This is a genomic window from Dehalococcoidia bacterium (assembly GCA_041653995.1).
Lineage (GTDB): Bacteria > Chloroflexota > Dehalococcoidia > GIF9 > UBA5629 > CAIMUM01.
The window spans coordinates 115,483-133,550 of record JBAZEK010000001.1; the positions used below are offsets into that span (position 1 = coordinate 115,483).

Below are 18,068 nucleotides of genomic sequence, written 5' to 3' on the forward strand. Positions count from 1 at the left end.
CGTTTCCACACTTACCGGTATTGAATTTTTGTTCTTTATTATACAATTATTACCTGAACCAACAAGAAAGAGTGATCAAATCCAGCAGGCTATGGGAGGATTATGTTTTACATAATACATGGTAACGACAGTTACAGGTGCCACCAGGCATTAAATGAGATAAAAGCGAGCATCGGCAGCCCGGACATGGTGGATGTAAATACCACGGTATTGGATGGACGCAGACTATCTATCAGGGCTCTGAATGATGTATGCAGCGTGGTCCCTTTCATGTCTTCCGGCAGGCTGGTGATCGTGGAAGGTTTATTCAAGCGCTTCCAGCCGGGGGACAGGCAGGCCAGGGCGAATAGTGGTGGTGAGGAAGTAGGGCAGGCACTCAAAGAATGGCAGGGCTTATCCGAATATATCAAGATGATGCCCCAGACAACCACACTGGTTCTTTTCGATGCCGACCTCGATCCGAAAGCGGTCAACCAGCTTCTGAAATCGCTGGCGCCGTCGGCGGATCGCGTGTTACAGATGAACGAGATAAAGGGCAAAGAGTTGGCAGCCTGGATTAAAGATTATACGGCTAAGAACGAGGGAAAAATCTCGGCGAGCGCTGTGGCTCTGCTGGCTGACTATATCGGGGGGGATTTATGGTCGTTGACCGGTGAACTTAATAAGCTGATTACCTATTGTGAGGCCCGTGAAATAAACGACAATGACGTCAGAGAGATATCCAGTTTTGCACGGGAGGAAAGCATCTTCGCTCTTGTCGATGCGGTGCTGGAGGGTAGAATCAAGGATGCGCAACTTATGCTGCACCGCATGCTTAAATACGGGACGGCGCCGCAGCAGATCTTAGCCATGATCGAGAGGCAACTCGCGATCATCCTCAGGGTTAAAGAATTGAGTCACAGCAACCAGCAGGAGATCCGTGAGAGCCTCGGTCTTCATCCCAGATATCCACTGGAGAAAACCCTGCGTCAGGCCAGGTCCTTCACCATACCCAAACTACGCAAAGCGTTTCACTCGCTGCTGGATACTGATGTGGCGATCAAGACGGGGAAATACGAGGACGACCTGGCGCTTGACCTACTGGTAATTGAGTTGTGTAAATAAAATACGAAAAGAGAAAAATCTGACGTTTCGCTGCTGTACGGTGTAAGTCCTTTAAAAATGTAAATCGTAACCATCGACAATTACCTGACATTTAGTTAAAATTGAGTCGAGGTATGGTTGCGATATCGAATATGCGTAGGGTTTTAGCTATTGTTCTGGCTGGTGGTGCGAGCGAGCGGTTGAGCGTCCTTGCCGACGAGCGTGCCAAGCCGGCTGTCCCTTTCGGTGGAAAATACCGCATCATCGACTTTACGCTAAGCAACTGCGCCAACTCGGGCATTTATAATGTAGCCGTTTTGACACAGTTTAATCCGAGGTCGCTGGCCAGGCATGTGGGCGTAGGCAGGCCCTGGGACATGGACCGTGAAATGGGAGGAGTGGTGCTGCTGCAGCCTTTTCTCAGCCGCTCACAGAGGACATGGTATAAGGGGACCGCTGACGCTGTTTATCAGAACCTTTACTATATAGTCGACCAGAGAGTCGACGAGATCCTTGTCCTGTCGGCGGACCACATCTACAGCATGCGTTACGACCAGATGCTGGCCTCTCATCGCAACAGGCATGCCGATGTGACCGTAGCGGTCTATGAAGTCCCTCAGGAAGATACTTCAAGGTTCGGCATTATTACGATAGATCACAATGAGCGCATCGTCAATTTTGAGGAGAAGCCCAAAACAACCAAAAGCAGGCTGGCATCCATGGGCATCTATATCTTCAATAAAAAAGTGCTGGTAGATGCTCTGGAGGAGATGGCCAGCAAACAGGAAGGCCATGACTTCGGGCATGATATCCTGCCAAACCTGATAAGTAAATACGAAGTGTTCGGATTCCGTTTCCGCGGTTACTGGCGCGATGTGGGAACTGTGGATGCATACTGGCAGGCCAATATGGACTTGATCGTGGACCTTCCGGAACTGAACCTTTATAATCCGGAAAATGAGGTGAGGACCATCACGCAGGGATACCCACCCGTCAAGTTGGGGCCTCACGCCCGGGTCAACAGGGCGCTCATCTGTAACGGGGCGATCGTCAACGGTACGGTCATAGAATCAATCATATCACCGCGCGTTTTCATCGAGGAGGAAGCGATAGTAAAGAACTCAATCATCTTCGAAGATACCACCATCGGCCGCGGAGCTGTTATTGAAAAGAGTATTATCGATAAACAGGTCTGGGTCAGCCGCGGGTGCCACCTGGGAGCCGGAGACGATCTCACTGCTAACAAGGAGGAGCCCGACCATCTGGATTCAGGCATTACTCTGGTCGGCAAAGGTGCGAGGATACCAGCCGATGTAATAATCGGGAAAAACTGCAAGATAGAGCCCTGGGTGGAGGCCACAGATTTCGCTTCCAAGACGGTTGAAAGCGGCGAAACGATCAAGGGTAAGAGCGTTCGCAGATATCAGGTCTGATCAAGCTGATTCCGTATAACTGAAGCTTAAGCATATCCAAACCGGGACTGTTAATCATGAAGATACTTTTTGCAGCTTCGGAAATAGCCCCTCTGACCAAAGTGGGAGGCCTGGCGGATGTTGTCAGGTCCCTGCCGGCGGAGCTGATTAAGCTGGGACACCAGGTCCGCGTGATAGTGCCCAAATACGGCTTCGTGGACTATTCTTCCTATAAAGCTGTGACTGTAATCCGCGACCTTATAGTATTCTCTCTTAAGGAATACAGAACGATCGTGCTGGAGCAGATCTTCGTCGACGAGGTTCCGGTCTACCTGTTGTCCAGTGATGTTTTTTCCAGGTCCGAAACTGTTTACGGCGGCGATGAGGTCGAAAAATTCTGGACCTTCTGCGACTGTGTCAACCAGTCGCTGCCCTACCTGGGTTGGAAGCCCGAAATAGTCCACTGCCACGACTGGCACACTGCCTTGCTCCCTCTACTGCTGAGGACAGGCCGGTCTGATTGCCGTACGGTATTCACCATACATAATTTAAGGTATCAGGGCAATTTCGATGACCGCATCTTACATAGATCCGGTATAGACCAGTACTGGTTCGGGCAGGTGGCCGGCCTGACCGATTTACCCTGGAATTTAATTGTGCAGGGTATACTCTGGTCTCATGTAGTAAATACAGTCAGTGAGAATTTTGCACGGGAGATACTTACCGCCGAATATGGCTGCGGCATGCAGGCGTTCATCGAGTTTCGCAAGAGCAGCCTTTTCGGCATCATCAATGGTGTGGGATATGATGAATATAATCCGGCGAGTGATGCGTTGATCGAGGCCACCTATAACAGCGAGGATACCACCAGCAAGGCGGTGAACAAGCTTAAACTGCTGACGACGGCCGGCTGGAAACCGCGGCCTGAGGCTCCGCTGGTGGGTATGGTCTCCAGGCTGGATGAACAAAAAGGCATGGACATCATCATTAATGCCGTTCCTGAAGTAATAAAATCGACAGGAGCAAGGTTCATTTTCCTGGGACGCGGAAAAGAGTATTACGAAGAGTCGCTGCTGCAGCTTGAATCAAAGTATCCGGACAATGTGAGGGCATATATTGCCTACGATAATGCCAGGGCGCACCTTGTTTACGCGGGATCGGACCTTTTCCTCATGCCCTCGCTTTGGGAACCGTGCGGCCTGGGCCAGATGATCGCCATGCGCTACGGGACATTGCCGGTAGTGCGCAATACCGGGGGACTGGCCGATACGGTGCGCAATCTGAGCGGCGATCTCAAACAGGGAACGGGGTTTGTCTTCTCGGAGTACTCCGCGAAAGCGCTGGCTTTTACACTAAAAAAGGCGGCGGAGGCGTTCAGTAACAAAACAGCCTGGCAAAGGACAATAAGACGCGTCATGGAATTGGATTTCAGCTGGCAGGCATCGGCCCAACGTTATCAGGCGCTTTACAAAAGGGCGCTGGGATTGAAGACAGATGGTCCGCTCTGAATCACCTGTTGTCGCAGTGGATATCGGCGGCACAAAGATAATCGCTGCCGTATTTGATAGAGACGGCGCAATGCTGTCGAGGATATACTGTCTCACCCTTGGCAGCGAAGGTCCGGCCAGGGTGATAAAAAGGATTGAGTCGACGATAGTCCAGGTAATTGAAAAGGCAGGACTGAAAAGAAACCAGGTGGGGTGCATTGGGATTGCTGCTGCGGGGGCGATAGACATAAACAGGGGGATTGTCGCCGATTCGCCCAATATTCCTCACTGGCAAAATATTCCTCTCAGAGATAGGTTGCTTGAATCTCTGGGCGGTCCTCTTTTTGTGTTGAACGATGCCAACGCTGCTGCGCTGGCTGAACACCGGCTGGGCGCCGGACGTGGATTGAATAACCTGATATATATAACCGTCAGCACCGGCATTGGTGGAGGCATGATTGTCGACGGCGAACTGTATCAGGGCACGGACGGCAGCGCTGCCGAGATCGGGCACATGATTATCAAGATCGGTGGACCGGTCTGCAAATGCGGCAAGCGCGGATGCTTTGAAGCCATGGCTTCAGGCACGGCAATTGCCAAGCTGGCACAAAAAAGATTGCGTCGGGGCGAGCAGAGCAGCATGCCCGGGCTGGCCCATGATAAAGTAGGCGATGTTACTGCACAGGTAGTTGCTGAGGCGGCTCGCAAAGGTGATGCGCTGGCTCGGGCTGTAATCGAGGAATCAGCCGGCTATCTCGGCATCGGGGTGGCCAATCTTGTGAACCTGATGAATCCGCAGATGATTATAATCGGTGGCGGAGTATCAAAAATGGGGGAGATGATTTTAAGGCCGACCAGGAAGTCAATGACGGCTAACTCTATCGAGCTGCCTGCCCGGACAGTGCATCTGGTCAGGTCCCAGTTGGGTGTGGATGCGGAGCTCACCGGCGCTGCATTATATGCGCGTGATATGATGAGGGCGAAAGTATGATTTATTGGGCGCCTCTTTTCCATTTTTATCAACCGCCGACTCAGACTCCCTCCATATTAATGAAGGTGGCCAACGAGTCTTACCGACCCGTGCTGGAGGTATTTGACGAATTCCCCCGGGCCAGAGCTACGTTCAACATCAACGGTGTTCTCAGCGAGATGCTCGGCCTGTACGGGTACGGCGATGTGCTGAGCGAAATGCGCAAGCTGGCCGAGAGGGGTCAGATCGAGTTTACAGGCTCTGGGAAATACCATCCCATATTGCCCCTCATACCCGAAGATGAGATGGCCCGGCAGATCATGCTTAACCAAACGACAAATAGCGAGTATCTGGGCCAAGCCTATCAGCCGAGAGGGTTTTTCCCCCCGGAGATGTGTTACTCCAGGGATATCGCCGGGCCTGTCAGCGCTGCGTATCACGAATGGATTATAGTCAGCGGTATCGCCTGCCCGGTGGGCTGGCCCATGGATGTCATCCACCGCATCGATTACGCCGGCCAGTCGCTGGCGGTGTTTTTCCGCGACGATATCCTGAGCAACAAAATCAGCTTCAAAGATGTGGACGGCAAAGGATTTATCCAGCATTTAAAACAACTGCGCCAGGGCGAAGGAGATATCTACGTGATAACGGCTATGGATGCGGAAACGTTCGGCCACCATATACAGCACTGGGACAGGCTATTCTTATCCCAGGTATATGAGACACTGGTGCCGGCCGAGGACAGCCAGGCTGTAATGCTCGAACAGAAGCCGCTGGCCGAACAACACCGCAAGCTATTCGAGTACGAGAGGTCCCAGGACGCCGATGAGATCAGGATTGTTACGATAAGCCAGTTGCTCGATCTTTTTCCTGCGGGGCAGAAGATCAGCCCGCGGCCCTCATCCTGGAGCACATCCGCCGGCGATATCGAGGCGGGTAACTACTATCCGCTCTGGCAGGACAGGAACAATCCGGTGCATAAGATGCAGTGGGAACATCTGGACCTGACTATACGGGCGGTGCATAAAGCGGTGGAGGTGGGGGACAATCCAGACAGTCTTGAGTATGCCGGACTGGCCAGAAATGCGCTCGATTGCGCGCTGCACAGCTGTCAGTTCTGGTGGGCCAGCAGAAAGCCTATGTGGAACATCAACATGATAGATAAAGGCCTGGTACAGCAACGGGAAGCCCTGTTAAACGCAGTAAAAGCCGTATCGCTGAGCGGATGCAGCCAGCAGGCAAAGCGGGAGATTAATTACAGTGCAATGGCGGCCAGACACGTATTTGACCGAATCACTGATTACCTTTTCATGGATCAGGTGTAAATATAGCCTGCCATCGCTTATGGAGGGTTAATGAAATGATGTCCCGGGAGATTGTCGGAAAAGAGGTTATCGACTCCGGCGCGCGCATCGTCGGACGCGTGAAGGATGTCGAGGTAGACACGGTTAAGTGGAACGTGACGGGCATCGTTGTCTCGACGGGATTTATGCGGACCAGGACGCTGCTGACGGGCGATATCGACAAGGTCGGCGACAAGGTCGTGCTAAAAGTATCCATAGACAAAGCGCACAAGGTCTGAGCACAAGGGTGCATATTTGAAGCGGATATATCTGGGCCTGGCCATACACAACCATCAGCCTCTCGGCAATTTCTCATGGGTTTTTGAAGATTCTTACCGGCAGGCATATTTGCCCATGCTCGAGGCGCTGGAACGCCACCCTTCTATCAGCGTTTCACTGCATTACAGCGGATGTCTGCTGGACTGGATCTCCGAGCAGCATCCCGAATTCTTAGGACTGCTGGCAAAGTTAATCTCCTGCGGGCAGGTGGAAATAATGGGTGGGGGATACTACGAGCCGATCCTTTGCATGATACCTGATGCCGATAAGAGCGGGCAGATAGCCAGGATGAGCGAGTACATACAACAGCAGTTCGGTTGCCTGCCGCGCGGCCTGTGGCTGGCCGAACGCGTCTGGGAGCCCTCACTGGCTATGGTCCTTGCGGAGTCGGGGATAGATTGGACGCTGGTGGACGATACGGCCTTTAAAATGGTGGGCAGGGCTGAAAAGGATCTGTTAGGCTATTTCACAACCGAGGAGCAGGGCAGGTATATCAAGGTCTTTCCCATCAGCAAGCACCTGCGTTACGCCATACCCTGGCATAATGTGGGCGACGTTATCGCGTATTTGAAAGAGAACGCATCGGAAAGCGGGGAAAAGATTGCAGTGCTGGGTGATGACGGCGAGAAATTCGGCGTCTGGCCGCAGACCGCAAAGCTTTGCTGGGAAGCGGGCTGGGTTGATGAGTTCTTCACAGCTATCGAAAATAATGGAGAGTGGCTGTCCACGATCAAACTCGGTGATTACGCACAAAGGCATGACCCTGCAGGCTGTGTATATCTGCCGTGCTCATCCTATGACGAGATGCTGGAATGGTCGCTGCCCGCTGACGTATCTGAGCAGTATACGGAGCTGAAGCGCCGGCCGTCCGGAGACAGGGAGTTGAATAATCTGTTCAGCGGCTACTGGCGAAATTTCCTGGTCAAGTACCCGGAGATAAACCGTATGCAGAAGAAGATGCTTGCAGTCAGCTCCAGGGTCCACCAGGCGCTGGCCGTGGATGGGACTGATTGCGGGATAGAATACCTCTGGAAAGCGCAATGCAATTGTCCGTACTGGCACGGCGTATTCGGAGGTATCTATCTGCCGGACATAAGGGCGATGGCCTTCACCAATTTAATCAAGGCGGAGAACTGCGCGGATGCCGTATTGACCGATGTCGATCAGCGATACCGCTGGCAACAGGTTGATTTCGACGGTGACGGACGTGAAGAGATAATAATAGAAGGTGGGGACCTTAACCTGTACCTCTGCCCCGCTGAGGGCGGCAGCATATTTGAATGGGACATTCGCCGGTACGCCTATAATGCGCTCAGCACGGTATCGCGCAAACCCGAGGCCTATCACAGTGCCCTGACTGCTGGTGAGAACGCACGTCAGAAATATCAGGATGGCAGCAGCGTCCGCAGCATTCACGATGGCGTGAAGATCAAGGACAGCGATGTCGCGGACTGGCTGATCTATGACAGGTTGCCGCGCTCGAGCCTGATGGATCGCTTCCTGGACAGTCAGGTAAAAATGATGGATTATCGTAAGAATATCTTTGATGACAGGGGTGATTTCGCCGGACAACCTTACCTTTGCCGGGTTGTCCCGGAAATCAATAGTCTGAAAATAGAACTGGAGCGTGAGGGCGCTGTGCTTTCTTATCATAACACGTGCGGCTTGATGCTGAGTAAAAACATCACCCTTGAGCGTAACGATGGCAGCCTGAGAATCGATTACAGATTTGAAAACACGGGCGATATCTCAATAGATACGCTCTTTGCAGGTGAATGGAACATCAATCTACTGGGGGGAGGCCGGAACGAGGCAGCCTATTATCGTATAGAAGGCAGAGAAATCGCAGACGCCCATCTTGATTCCAGCGGAGAGATAGCGGACGTGGACCGGCTTATCATGGGCAACCGCTATCTGGGATTCGAGCTTGAGCTGGAGATCGACCGGCCGTTGACTATCTGGCGCTATCCCGTGGAGAGTATATCCAATTCCGAGGCCGGCCTGGAGAAAGTCTATCAGTGCAGTTGTGTGGTGATGCTGCTGCCTTTGACCCTGGAGCCGGGACGTACGGCTTCCTATAACTACATCTGGCGGGTGACAGAATGACGGCCGCAGAGACGCCCCACACACCGTTGAGGAAGCAGTACCTGCGCATCAAGCAGAAATATCCCGGCGCCATTGTCTTCTTCCGGCTGGGCGATTTTTATGAGACATTCGACGAGGACGCCGGGATCACCTCACGTGAGCTTGAGATCGTGCTCACCTCGCGGGAGATGGGCAAGGGTGTAAAAGTTCCGCTGGCGGGAATACCTCACCATGCCCTGGAGAACTACCTGGCGCGTTTGATAAGCCGCGGCTACAAGGTGGCTATCTGTGAGCAATTGACACCACCGGGCAAGGGCCTGGTTGAGCGCGATGTGATCCGGGTGGTCACACCGGGCACGCTGATCGAGCCCGGCCTGCTGGCGGAGAAAAGCAATAACTATCTGGTCAGCGTACTGATGCATAAGGACCAGGCCGGCATCGCCTTTGCGGATATCACCACCGGCGAGTTTGCCGTAACTCAGGTGGACCGCGACCGGGCTGCGGACGAGTTGGCCAGGTTAAATCCGGCCGAGCTCATTGTGCCGAAATCATCAGGATACGTTGAAATCAGTGCTTTCCGCAATGTAACCGAGGTAGAAGCGTATTTCTTTGAGCGGGAGAGTGCCGCTCAATCACTGCTGGATCTGTTCTCCGCCTCGTCCCTGGAAGGTTACGGCTGCGAACATCTACCGCTGGCAGTAGGTGCGGCTGGCGCCGTTGTCGCTTATCTGAAGGACAACCAGAAAGCAGCCCTGGGTCTGCTCACCCATCTGTCGACCTATTCCACGGCGTCCTTCATGACGCTGGATATGCAGACCATACGCAATCTGGAATTGTACAGCAGCTTGCGCTGGGGCGCTGCCCAGGGATCCCTGCTGTCGGTTATCGATATGACTAAAACATCCATGGGCGGCCGCCTGCTGAAAAAATACATCGGCCAGCCGCTGCTCGATCTTGGGGCTCTCGATCAACGGCAGCAGTCCATCGGATGGTTCGTCAATAACGCCATTCTGCGCGGCACAATTATCTCCCTTTTGTCCGACATGCCCGATATCGAACGCATCATCAATAGAGTGCGCGGTGGCAGCGCCCTGCCCAGGGAACTGGTGGCGCTCAAGTCCGGACTGGAGAAACTGGCTTCGATACAGGTTTCGCTGGATGAAAATGGTCCGCCTTCCTATCTCAGCGATGGACTTAAACCCTGTCCGGACGTAGTCGAACTGGTCTCCAACTCCATCGCCGACAACCTTGCCTCAAACTTCGATCACGGTGGCGTTATCCGAAAAGGCTTTTCAGAGGAGCTTGACAGGATCAGGTCCATGGCGTCCGATGCGCGGCAGTATCTGGCCGGGCTGGAGAAACAGGAAAAGGAGCGCACCGGTATCAAGTCGCTCAAGCTGGGCTATAACCGGGTTTTCGGCTATTACATAGAGGTATCGCAATCGAACCTGGGGTCGGTGCCCTCGGACTATATCCGCAAACAAACTCTGGCCAACGGGGAACGTTTCTACACCCCGCAGCTCAAGGAATACGAGTCACGCATACTCAATGCACAGGAGAGGATGATCGAGCTTGAGAAGTCTATTTTCAGTCAGGTGTGCGGTCAGATTGCCGACAGGGGTGAAAGGATCCTGGAATCGGGCAATGCGCTGGCGAAGGTGGACGTATATTCCAGCCTGGCAGAGCTGGCTGTGCGCAACAAATACGTAAAGCCTGAGCTGAATGACGGGGATTCCATCACGATCAGGGGCGGCCGGCATCCGGTCGTGGAGAGGGCTTTGGGCAGCGGCGTATTTATTCCCAACGATACGTCGCTTTCCAATAGAGATAACCAGTTGATCGTATTAACCGGCCCCAACATGGCGGGCAAGTCGACCTATCTCAAGCAGGTGGCGCTGATCGTTTTAATGGCTCAGACCGGGAGCTATGTACCGGCTGATGAGGTCGTGATCGGGCTGGTCGACCGCATCTTTACACGCATCGGAGCACAGGAAGATATAGCGGCGGGGCAATCGACATTCATGGTCGAGATGATCGAGGCGGCCAACATTCTCAATAATGCGACAACCAGGTCGCTGCTGATACTCGATGAAGTCGGGAGGGGCACCAGCACCTATGACGGTCTTTCCATCGCCTGGGCCACCATCGAATATATACACAATAATGCTAAATTGAGGGCCAGGACGCTTTTTGCCACTCACTATCATGAGTTGGTGGAGCTGGCTGCCAGCCTGCCGCGGGTGAAAAACTACAACATGGCCGTGGCTGAGGAGGGTGGGAAGGTCATATTCCTGCGCAAAGTCATTCCCGGGGGCGCCGACCGCAGCTATGGCATACACGTGGCTCAACTTGCCGGCTTGCCCAAAGCCGTCATACGACGTGCAGAGCAGATATTACAGCAACTGGAAGAGGACCAGGCCTCGCGCAGGAACGGTACAGGCAGGGAGTCGACTGATGCTCAGTCGCTACAGCTATCCATATTCGGGCGGTCATCCGAAATTGAAAGCGAACTGAAGGATCTCGATATAGATTCGATGTCGCCCATTGAGGCTATTAACAAACTGTATGAGCTGAAGAAAAAAACGGAGCTTGATAAATAGCGATAATTGATCAAAAGGCAAGGCGCTCGGCCGGAAAATAGCGGTATCAGTAGAAAAGTGCTATAGTCTTAACCCCATGAAAGAGAAAACAGAGGATATCAAACAGGGCACAGTCACATCGCCGCAGGGTTTTTTAGCCGGTGCTGTGGAGGCTGCAATCAAATACAAGGGCCGCCTCGATCTGGGTTTGCTTTATTCCGAAGCGCCGGCGGTTTCCGCCGCGGTCTTCACCCGCAGCAAAGTAAAAGCGGCCCCCATTATTCTCAGTATGAAGAATAATGAAAAAGGCAGGGCGCGCGCCGTGGTAGTGAATTCGGGTTGTGCCAATGCCTGCACAGGTGACGGGGGATTGCGCGATGCCGCCGAAATGGCTGCCCTGGCTGCGAAAAAACTGGGTATCAGGGCCGATCAGGTCATGGTGGCCAGCACAGGAGTTATCGGCAATATCATGCCCATGGACAGGATACAGAATGGCATCGGCAAAATCGAGTTGATTAAGAGCGGGGGACATAAACTGGCCCGGGCCATCATGACCACGGATACCCGTCCCAAGGAGATCGCCGTCAGGGTCATGGAGCAGAACGGGCATTATACTATCGGCGGTATAGCCAAGGGCGCGGGCATGATCCATCCGGATATGGCCACGCTGTTGAGTTTTCTGACCACCGACGCAAGGATCGATCGTGTATTTCTGGCCAAAGCGCTGAGAGCCGCCGTTGAGGACAGCTTTAATATGATAACTGTAGACGGAGATACCAGCACCAATGACATGGTATCGATTATAGCCAACGGCAAGGCCGATAACGATTTGATCACGGCTGAAAATGGCAGAATGTTCAAACATGCCCTGAGCAGGGTATGCCGTTACCTGGCCTGCAGCATCGCTGCGGACGGGGAGGGCGCCACCAGGCTGATCGAGGTGTGCATAGAAAGAGCAAAGAGCAGATCCCAGGCGAGGAAGGTGGCCAGGTTGATCGCCGCATCAGCGCTGGTTAAATCGGCCGTGCACGGCAACGATCCCAACTGGGGCCGTGTCGTGGCTGTTCTGGGCCGCAGCGGAGCTGACATGGACGAAGGGGCGCTGGATGTTTACCTGCAGGGTGAACAGGTCATGCGCGGGGGCAACCCGCTGCCCTTTGAGAAGAATAAACTCAGCCGTCGTATGAAGGCCGATGAGGTTACGATCAGAGTCTGCCTGAATATCGGCACGGGAAGTGCAGTCGCGTGGGGATGCGATCTATCTCAGGAGTATGTTACTATAAATAGCGATTATACTACCTGACCTGTCCCTTGATTGCATATGTTAAGATCGAAAATCATTGTGGTTAAGATCGGCGGCAGCACTCTGGGCCAGAACGATACCACGCTGGAAGACCTTGTTACGCTCCAGAAAAAAAAGGTCCCCGTGGTCGTTGTACACGGCGGAGGCAATGCTGTTACGGACTGGCTGAGCAGGCTGCATATCTCAACGCGCTTTGTGCAGGGCTTACGCGTGACGGATGAGGACACGCTGAAGGTGGTCACGGCTGTGCTGGCGGGACTGATCAATAAGGAACTGGTATCCGAGATCAGCCGGAGGGGGGGGAAAGCTGTGGGTATCAGCGGCGCCGACGGCGCCATTGTTACAGGGAAAAATAAGAACCGCGAGTTGGGATTGACTGCCGAAGAACTGACGGTGAACTCACGGCTGCTGAAAGTGCTGCTCAACAGCGGCTACATGCCGGTGATAGCACCCGTCTGTATCAATGCCCAGGCCGGCGACAGAGATGATAACAACCTGCTGAATGTCAACGGCGATACTATCGCCGCCCAGATCGCTGCTGCGCTGGACGCACGGAAGCTGATCTTTTTGACCGACGTGCCGGGGATATACGATGATTCCAGGCAGGTGATAACTCATATCGATGTAGGCAAGGCCAGGAATATGATCGAGAGCGGGACCGCCTCCGGCGGGATGGCGGCCAAGCTCGAAGCGGGCGTGATCGCCGCCCGCAAGGTATCGCTTACGCGCATAATAGACGGGCGGGTCGAACATGCGCTGATAGACGAAATCGAAGGAAAAGGAAAAGGTACAACAATTGTCAACCAAAAATAATAACTGGCAGGAACTGGAAAAGAAGGTTTATATGCAGCTGGCCAAACGCTGGCCCATCACTATTGTACGCGGCAAAGGAATGAAGGTCTGGGATGATAGAGGCAAGGAATACCTTGACTTCGTGGCCGGCATCGCGGTGACCAGTCTGGGACACTGCCACCCTGTTGTGGTTAATGCGCTGACACGCCAGGCTAAAACGCTGATACAAATGTCCAACATGTATTACACAGTCCCGCAGCTGCAGCTGGCTGACCTGCTGGTTAAGACAAGCTGCCTCGACCGCGTCTTTATCTGCAATAGCGGAGCGGAGGCGAACGAGGGCGCCATCAAGCTGGCGCGCCGCTATGGCAAGCTGAAGCTGGACGGCGCCTACGAGATAATAACCACGCACGAGTCGTTCCATGGAAGGACGCTGGCAACTACGGCTGCCACAGGCCAGAACCAGTTTCAGGAGCCTTATACTCCACTGCCTACAGGTTTTGTCAATGTGGATTACAACGACCTGGAGGCCATCAAAGCAGCCACCAATAAACAGACCTGCGCGGTAATGCTCGAGCCGATACAGGGTGAGGGTGGGGTCAACCTTCCGTCCGACGATTACCTGAAGAAAGTAAGGGCCTGGTGCGATGAAAAGGGACTGTTGCTCATCCTGGACGAGGTACAGACCGGCATCGCCCGCACCGGCACGCTATACGCATATCAACAGTACGGAGCGGAGCCCGATATCATGACGCTGGCCAAGGGTCTGGGTGGGGGTGTTCCCATCGGAGCTTTCCTGGCCAAGGAGCGCGCCTGCGTTTTCAAGATCGGCGAACATGGCACTACCTTCGGCGGCAATCCCCTCGTGTGCGCAACGGCCTTGGATGTGCTCAGCTACATAATACAGAAGAATCTGGCCGGCCATGTCCAGCGTATGGGTGAATACCTTCGCGCCGGCCTTAAGTCCCTGGCCGCCGACTATAAGATTATTAAAGAGGTCAGAGGAAAAGGTTTGCTTGTGGCCTTGCAGTTCAATGCAGAAATAGCAGAGCCGATAGTGCTGGCCTGCCTGGAAAAAGGCCTGATCGTAAATAAAGTGAAAGCCGACACGATACGCTTTATTCCACCGCTCATCGTCACGGAAAAAGAGATCGACAGGGCGTTGGACGTGCTCGGCAAAGTACTGAAAGAGAGGCAATAGAAATGGCGAAAAAAGCAAAGGAAAAGGTTGTCCTGGCCTACAGCGGCGGATTGGACACATCTGTGGCCATCAAGTGGCTGGCAGACAACTACAAGATGGACGTTATAACGCTTTGTGTTAATATCGGAGGCGTCAAAGATGTGGAGGGTATCAGGCAGAAGGCCTTAAAGCTGGGGGCGGTGAAATCATTCGCTGTTGATGCCAGGGACGAGTTTATTGACGATTACGTCTTCAAGGCCGTTAAAGCCGATGCGCTGTATGAGGGACAATATCCACTGGCCACGGCGCTGGGCCGCCCCCTCATGGCCAAGCTGCTGGTGGACCTGGCGCACATGGAGGGCGCTACCGCTGTCGCGCACGGATCGACCGGAAAGGGCAACGACCAGGTTCGCTTTGACGTCAGCGTGCTGGCGCTGGGGCCCGACCTCAGGATCATAGCCCCCGCACGCGAGTGGGGCATGACCAGGGACGAGACCATTGAATATGCCCAGCTGCACAAGATACCCGTGCCGGTCAAGGTAAACCGTCCATACTCCATCGATGAGAACCCGTGGGGCCGCAGCATCGAATGCGGTATACTCGAAAACCCCTGGACGGAGCCGCCCGAGGATATATACGAATGGACCAAGTCCCCGGCGGACGCGCCGGACAGGGCCGAATATGTTGAGATCGGCTTTGAAGAGGGCGTACCCGTCAGCCTTAACGGCAGGAAGATGGATGGGTTGCCCCTGATCGAAAAGCTCAACGTGATGGCCGGGCGAAACGGCATAGGCAGGATCGACCACATGGAGAGCCGTCTGGTGGGCATTAAGTCCAGGGAAAACTACGAGGCCCCGGCTGCCCTGGTCATTTTAAAATCCCACCTCGCGCTTGAAGCTATGACTCTGACCAGACACCAGCTGAGATACAAGGAGCGGGTAGCCCAGGAATACTCGGACCTAATATACAACGGCCTATGGTTTTCCAATCACAGGGAAGACCTGGATGCCTACATCGACAGCTCTCAGAGGTATGTATCTGGGACAGTCAGGGTCAAAATGCACAAGGGCAATTGCGTCATCGTCGGGCGCAAATCGCCTTACTCGCTTTACAGCTTCCAGCTGGCAACCTATGACCGTGGCGATCTGTTCGACCAGAGCGATTCGGCGAGCTTTATCCGCATCTGGGGCCTACCGCTCAAGATACAGGCGCAGGCACAGGTCATAGGATTAGCTCCGCCCAAGAGCGGCAAGAGGAGCAAGAAAAGTAAGAAGAATAAATAAAGTACGGCGGGAGAAGGATGGGAGTTAAAAAAGAGGCAAGGTTACGGGGCAGGTTTAAAGAGGATATTAATGAAGCTGTCCAGCATTATCTGGCTTCGATTCTTTATGACTGGCGGCTGTACAGGCATGATATCGAAGGCAGCTTGGCGCACGCCGAAATGCTGGCGCGGCAGAAGATCATAGCCAAAAGCGATTACACAAAGATACGGGACGGGCTGCATTCCATCCTGAAGGAGATAGAAAGCGGACGTTTCCAATTCAAACTCGAGCTGGAAGATATCCACATGAACATCGAGAGCCGGCTCTTCGAACTGATCGGCGATACCGCAGGAAAGCTGCATACGGCCAGATCGCGCAACGACCAGGTGGCTCTCGATATGCGGCTTTATGCCCGGGAGTCAGCCAGGAAAGTGATCGGGGCCCTGCAAAGGTTTAATTCGCAGCTTGTGGATATCGCCGAGAGAAACATCAAGGTGATCATGCCGGGATATACCCACCTGCAGCAGGCCCAGCCGGTGCTTTTCTCTCATTACGTCATGGCTTATTTCCAGATGTTCAGCCGTGATATACAGAGATTTGAAAGCTGCCTCAGCCGCATCAATATTATGCCGCTGGGCAGCGGCGCGCTGGCCGGTCTTCCCTACCCTGTGGACAGGGAGTTCGTTGCGGGCAAGCTGGGATTCGATGATGTCAGCGCCAACAGCATCGACGCAGTCTCCGACCGCGATTTCATTATAGAGTTCGAGTCTGCCGCCGCCATTGCCATGATGCACCTCTCGAGGATGGCTGAGGAGATCATTATCTGGTCCACGGCCGAGTTCGGATTCATTGAAGTCGGCGACTCCTATGCAACCAGCAGCAGCATCATGCCGCAGAAGAAAAATCCGGATGCGGCTGAGCTTGCCAGAGGGAAAACCGGCCGCGTATACGGACATCTGGTATCAATGCTGACCGTAATGAAGGGCCTGCCGCTGGCCTACAACCGTGACCTGCAGGAGGATAAAGAGAGTTTTTTCGATACGGTGGACACGCTCATCTCAAGTTTGGATGTTCTGGCAGGTCTGGTTTCTTCCATCAAGATCAACTCTGCCAGGATGAAGTATTCCATGCAGAGCTATATCCTGGCCACCGACATGGCGGATTACCTGGTAAACAAGGGCCTGTCGTTCCGCGAGGCGCACGACGTCGTAAGCAGGGTGGTCTCATATGCCGTTGATAATAACAGGGATTTGAACGAACTGGATATCAGGGAATACAGGGGATTCTCGAAGCTTTTCGAGAAGGATGTGCTGGCCATCTCCCTGCATAAATCCGTCGAAGCGAGGTCCTCACAGGGCGGCACGGCCACCGCCGAGGTGAAAAAGAGCATAGAAAGAGCCAGAGACGTCGTCAGGGGATATGAAAAAGAATAAAGTTAAAATAGCCCTTTCCATCCTTTCTGCGGATTTCGGCCGTCTGGGAGAGCAGGTACGCGAGGCAGCCGCCGCAGGCGTGGATTACATACACGTGGACGTCATGGACGGCCATTTCGTACCCAATATATCCATCGGCCTGCCGGTGGTTGAATCGCTGCGCAGAATCACGGATGTTCCGCTGGATGTCCACCTTATGATTGACAAGCCCGAGTTATTTATTGAGAAGTTCGCCGGGGCGGGCGCCGATATCCTGACGGTGCATGTGGAAGCATGCCCTCACCTGGATGGCACACTTAACAGCATCAAGAAGCTGGGGATAAAAGCGGGCATCTCGCTCAATCCGGCCACGCCACTATCCTCGCTGGACGAGGTCTTGCCCCTGGCCGACTTATTGCTGTTGATGACAGTTAATCCGGGTTTCGGCGGGCAGAAGTTCATCGCGGGAATGGCCGATAAAATAGTCAGGCTGAGGCAAATACTCTATAATAGAAAATCCAGTGCCGAGCTTGAGGTTGATGGCGGGATAACCACTAAGACGGCCCCTGTCGCTGTAAGCGCTGGTGCGGATGTCCTGGTGGCCGGTTCCGCCATTCTTAATTCAAGCTTGGGTATAGGCGCAGCGATAAAAGAGCTGAGGAATTCTGTATGTTAGCGGGCGACTTTGTTTCTGGTCCTGATGCACCTGGTACACAGGTTGAGCCGGACGGCGGTCCCGTTGATGTTGAATGTAGTGGGCTGGACGTTGGGAAGCCATGTCCGCCTGGTATGCTGTTTAGAGTGGCTGATCCTGTTGCCGAACCGCAGCGTTTTTCCGCAGATATCACATTTGATAGCCAATTTATAACCTCTTTCCGATA

The 18,068-nt window shown here is 53.7% G+C and carries 15 protein-coding genes; 14 read left to right on the forward strand and 1 reads right to left on the reverse strand.

The genetic code is table 11. The features are described 5' to 3' along the window. The first annotated feature begins 102 nt into the window (after positions 1-102). The 14 genes from holA to rpe all read left to right on the forward strand — a co-directional run bounded on the left by holA (position 103) and on the right by rpe (position 17,863). On the forward strand, positions 103-1,104 hold the full coding sequence (holA, locus tag WC359_00590) for a DNA polymerase III subunit delta (protein ID MFA5398934.1): 1,002 nt from the start codon (positions 103-105) through the stop codon (positions 1,102-1,104). Positions 1,105-1,217: 113 nt separating this feature from the next. Further along, positions 1,218-2,516 (forward strand): glucose-1-phosphate adenylyltransferase, encoded by a 1,299-nt coding sequence (gene glgC / locus WC359_00595; GenBank protein MFA5398935.1) that lies wholly within the window; start codon positions 1,218-1,220, stop codon positions 2,514-2,516. A 56-nt stretch (positions 2,517-2,572) separates the two neighbouring features. Next, the gene (locus tag WC359_00600; GenBank protein ID MFA5398936.1) at positions 2,573-4,003 is read left to right on the forward strand and encodes a glycogen/starch synthase; all 1,431 of its coding nucleotides are present in this window, start codon (positions 2,573-2,575) and stop codon (positions 4,001-4,003) included. After that, positions 3,990-4,973, forward strand: coding sequence for an ROK family protein (locus tag WC359_00605; GenBank protein ID MFA5398937.1), 984 nt, complete (start codon positions 3,990-3,992; stop codon positions 4,971-4,973). Before WC359_00600 ends, WC359_00605 begins: the two co-directional genes overlap by 14 nt. Continuing rightward, positions 4,970-6,277 (forward strand): hypothetical protein, encoded by a 1,308-nt coding sequence (locus WC359_00610; protein MFA5398938.1) that lies wholly within the window; start codon positions 4,970-4,972, stop codon positions 6,275-6,277. The genes WC359_00605 and WC359_00610 overlap by 4 nt, the downstream gene beginning before the upstream one ends. A gap of 35 nt (positions 6,278-6,312) precedes the next feature. Continuing rightward, the gene (locus WC359_00615; protein MFA5398939.1) at positions 6,313-6,534 is read left to right on the forward strand and encodes a PRC-barrel domain-containing protein; all 222 of its coding nucleotides are present in this window, start codon (positions 6,313-6,315) and stop codon (positions 6,532-6,534) included. A 16-nt stretch (positions 6,535-6,550) separates the two neighbouring features. Beyond that, entirely contained in the window at positions 6,551-8,680 is a 2,130-nt protein-coding gene (locus tag WC359_00620; protein ID MFA5398940.1) for an alpha-amylase/4-alpha-glucanotransferase domain-containing protein, read from the forward strand. After that, on the forward strand, positions 8,677-11,259 hold the full coding sequence (mutS, locus tag WC359_00625) for a DNA mismatch repair protein MutS (GenBank protein ID MFA5398941.1): 2,583 nt from the start codon (positions 8,677-8,679) through the stop codon (positions 11,257-11,259). Before WC359_00620 ends, mutS begins: the two co-directional genes overlap by 4 nt. Before the next feature lie 76 nt (positions 11,260-11,335). Then, positions 11,336-12,541: a bifunctional glutamate N-acetyltransferase/amino-acid acetyltransferase ArgJ gene (argJ, locus tag WC359_00630; GenBank protein MFA5398942.1), complete on the forward strand. Its 1,206-nt coding sequence runs from the start codon at positions 11,336-11,338 to the stop codon at positions 12,539-12,541. Positions 12,542-12,559: 18 nt separating this feature from the next. Then, complete coding sequence (argB, locus tag WC359_00635; protein MFA5398943.1) at positions 12,560-13,354, forward strand: acetylglutamate kinase; 795 nt, start codon at positions 12,560-12,562, stop codon at positions 13,352-13,354. Between the two features lie 31 nt (positions 13,355-13,385). Then, positions 13,386-14,534, forward strand: a complete 1,149-nt coding sequence (locus WC359_00640; protein MFA5398944.1) for an acetylornithine transaminase — start codon at positions 13,386-13,388, stop codon at positions 14,532-14,534. Between the two features lie 2 nt (positions 14,535-14,536). Beyond that, a complete protein-coding gene (locus WC359_00645) occupies positions 14,537-15,796 on the forward strand; it encodes an argininosuccinate synthase (protein ID MFA5398945.1) in 1,260 nt (419 codons plus the stop codon). Between the two features lie 17 nt (positions 15,797-15,813). Further along, the gene (gene argH / locus WC359_00650; protein ID MFA5398946.1) at positions 15,814-17,208 is read left to right on the forward strand and encodes an argininosuccinate lyase; all 1,395 of its coding nucleotides are present in this window, start codon (positions 15,814-15,816) and stop codon (positions 17,206-17,208) included. Then, positions 17,195-17,863: a ribulose-phosphate 3-epimerase gene (gene rpe / locus WC359_00655; protein ID MFA5398947.1), complete on the forward strand. Its 669-nt coding sequence runs from the start codon at positions 17,195-17,197 to the stop codon at positions 17,861-17,863. Before argH ends, rpe begins: the two co-directional genes overlap by 14 nt. Here the strand turns inward: rpe and rpmB are convergent. Beyond that, positions 17,860-18,048, reverse strand: a complete 189-nt coding sequence (rpmB, locus tag WC359_00660) for a 50S ribosomal protein L28 (protein ID MFA5398948.1) — start codon at positions 18,046-18,048, stop codon at positions 17,860-17,862. The two genes, rpe and rpmB, sit on opposite strands and share 4 nt — an antisense overlap. Positions 18,049-18,068: the final 20 nt, after the last annotated feature.

Bases quoted from the DNA above. Each gene is read 5' to 3' on its own strand.
- holA (MFA5398934.1), top strand. From the start codon at position 103: ATGTTTTACATAATACATGGTAACGACAGTTACAGGTGCCACCAGGCA.
- glgC (MFA5398935.1), top strand. From the start codon at position 1,218: ATGGTTGCGATATCGAATATGCGTAGGGTTTTAGCTATTGTTCTGGCT.
- WC359_00600 (MFA5398936.1), top strand. From the start codon at position 2,573: ATGAAGATACTTTTTGCAGCTTCGGAAATAGCCCCTCTGACCAAAGTG.
- WC359_00605 (MFA5398937.1), top strand. From the start codon at position 3,990: ATGGTCCGCTCTGAATCACCTGTTGTCGCAGTGGATATCGGCGGCACA.
- WC359_00610 (MFA5398938.1), top strand. From the start codon at position 4,970: ATGATTTATTGGGCGCCTCTTTTCCATTTTTATCAACCGCCGACTCAG.
- WC359_00615 (MFA5398939.1), top strand. From the start codon at position 6,313: ATGATGTCCCGGGAGATTGTCGGAAAAGAGGTTATCGACTCCGGCGCG.
- mutS (MFA5398941.1), top strand. From the start codon at position 8,677: ATGACGGCCGCAGAGACGCCCCACACACCGTTGAGGAAGCAGTACCTG.
- argJ (MFA5398942.1), top strand. From the start codon at position 11,336: ATGAAAGAGAAAACAGAGGATATCAAACAGGGCACAGTCACATCGCCG.
- argB (MFA5398943.1), top strand. From the start codon at position 12,560: ATGTTAAGATCGAAAATCATTGTGGTTAAGATCGGCGGCAGCACTCTG.
- WC359_00640 (MFA5398944.1), top strand. From the start codon at position 13,386: ATGCAGCTGGCCAAACGCTGGCCCATCACTATTGTACGCGGCAAAGGA.
- WC359_00645 (MFA5398945.1), top strand. From the start codon at position 14,537: ATGGCGAAAAAAGCAAAGGAAAAGGTTGTCCTGGCCTACAGCGGCGGA.
- argH (MFA5398946.1), top strand. From the start codon at position 15,814: ATGGGAGTTAAAAAAGAGGCAAGGTTACGGGGCAGGTTTAAAGAGGAT.
- rpe (MFA5398947.1), top strand. From the start codon at position 17,195: ATGAAAAAGAATAAAGTTAAAATAGCCCTTTCCATCCTTTCTGCGGAT.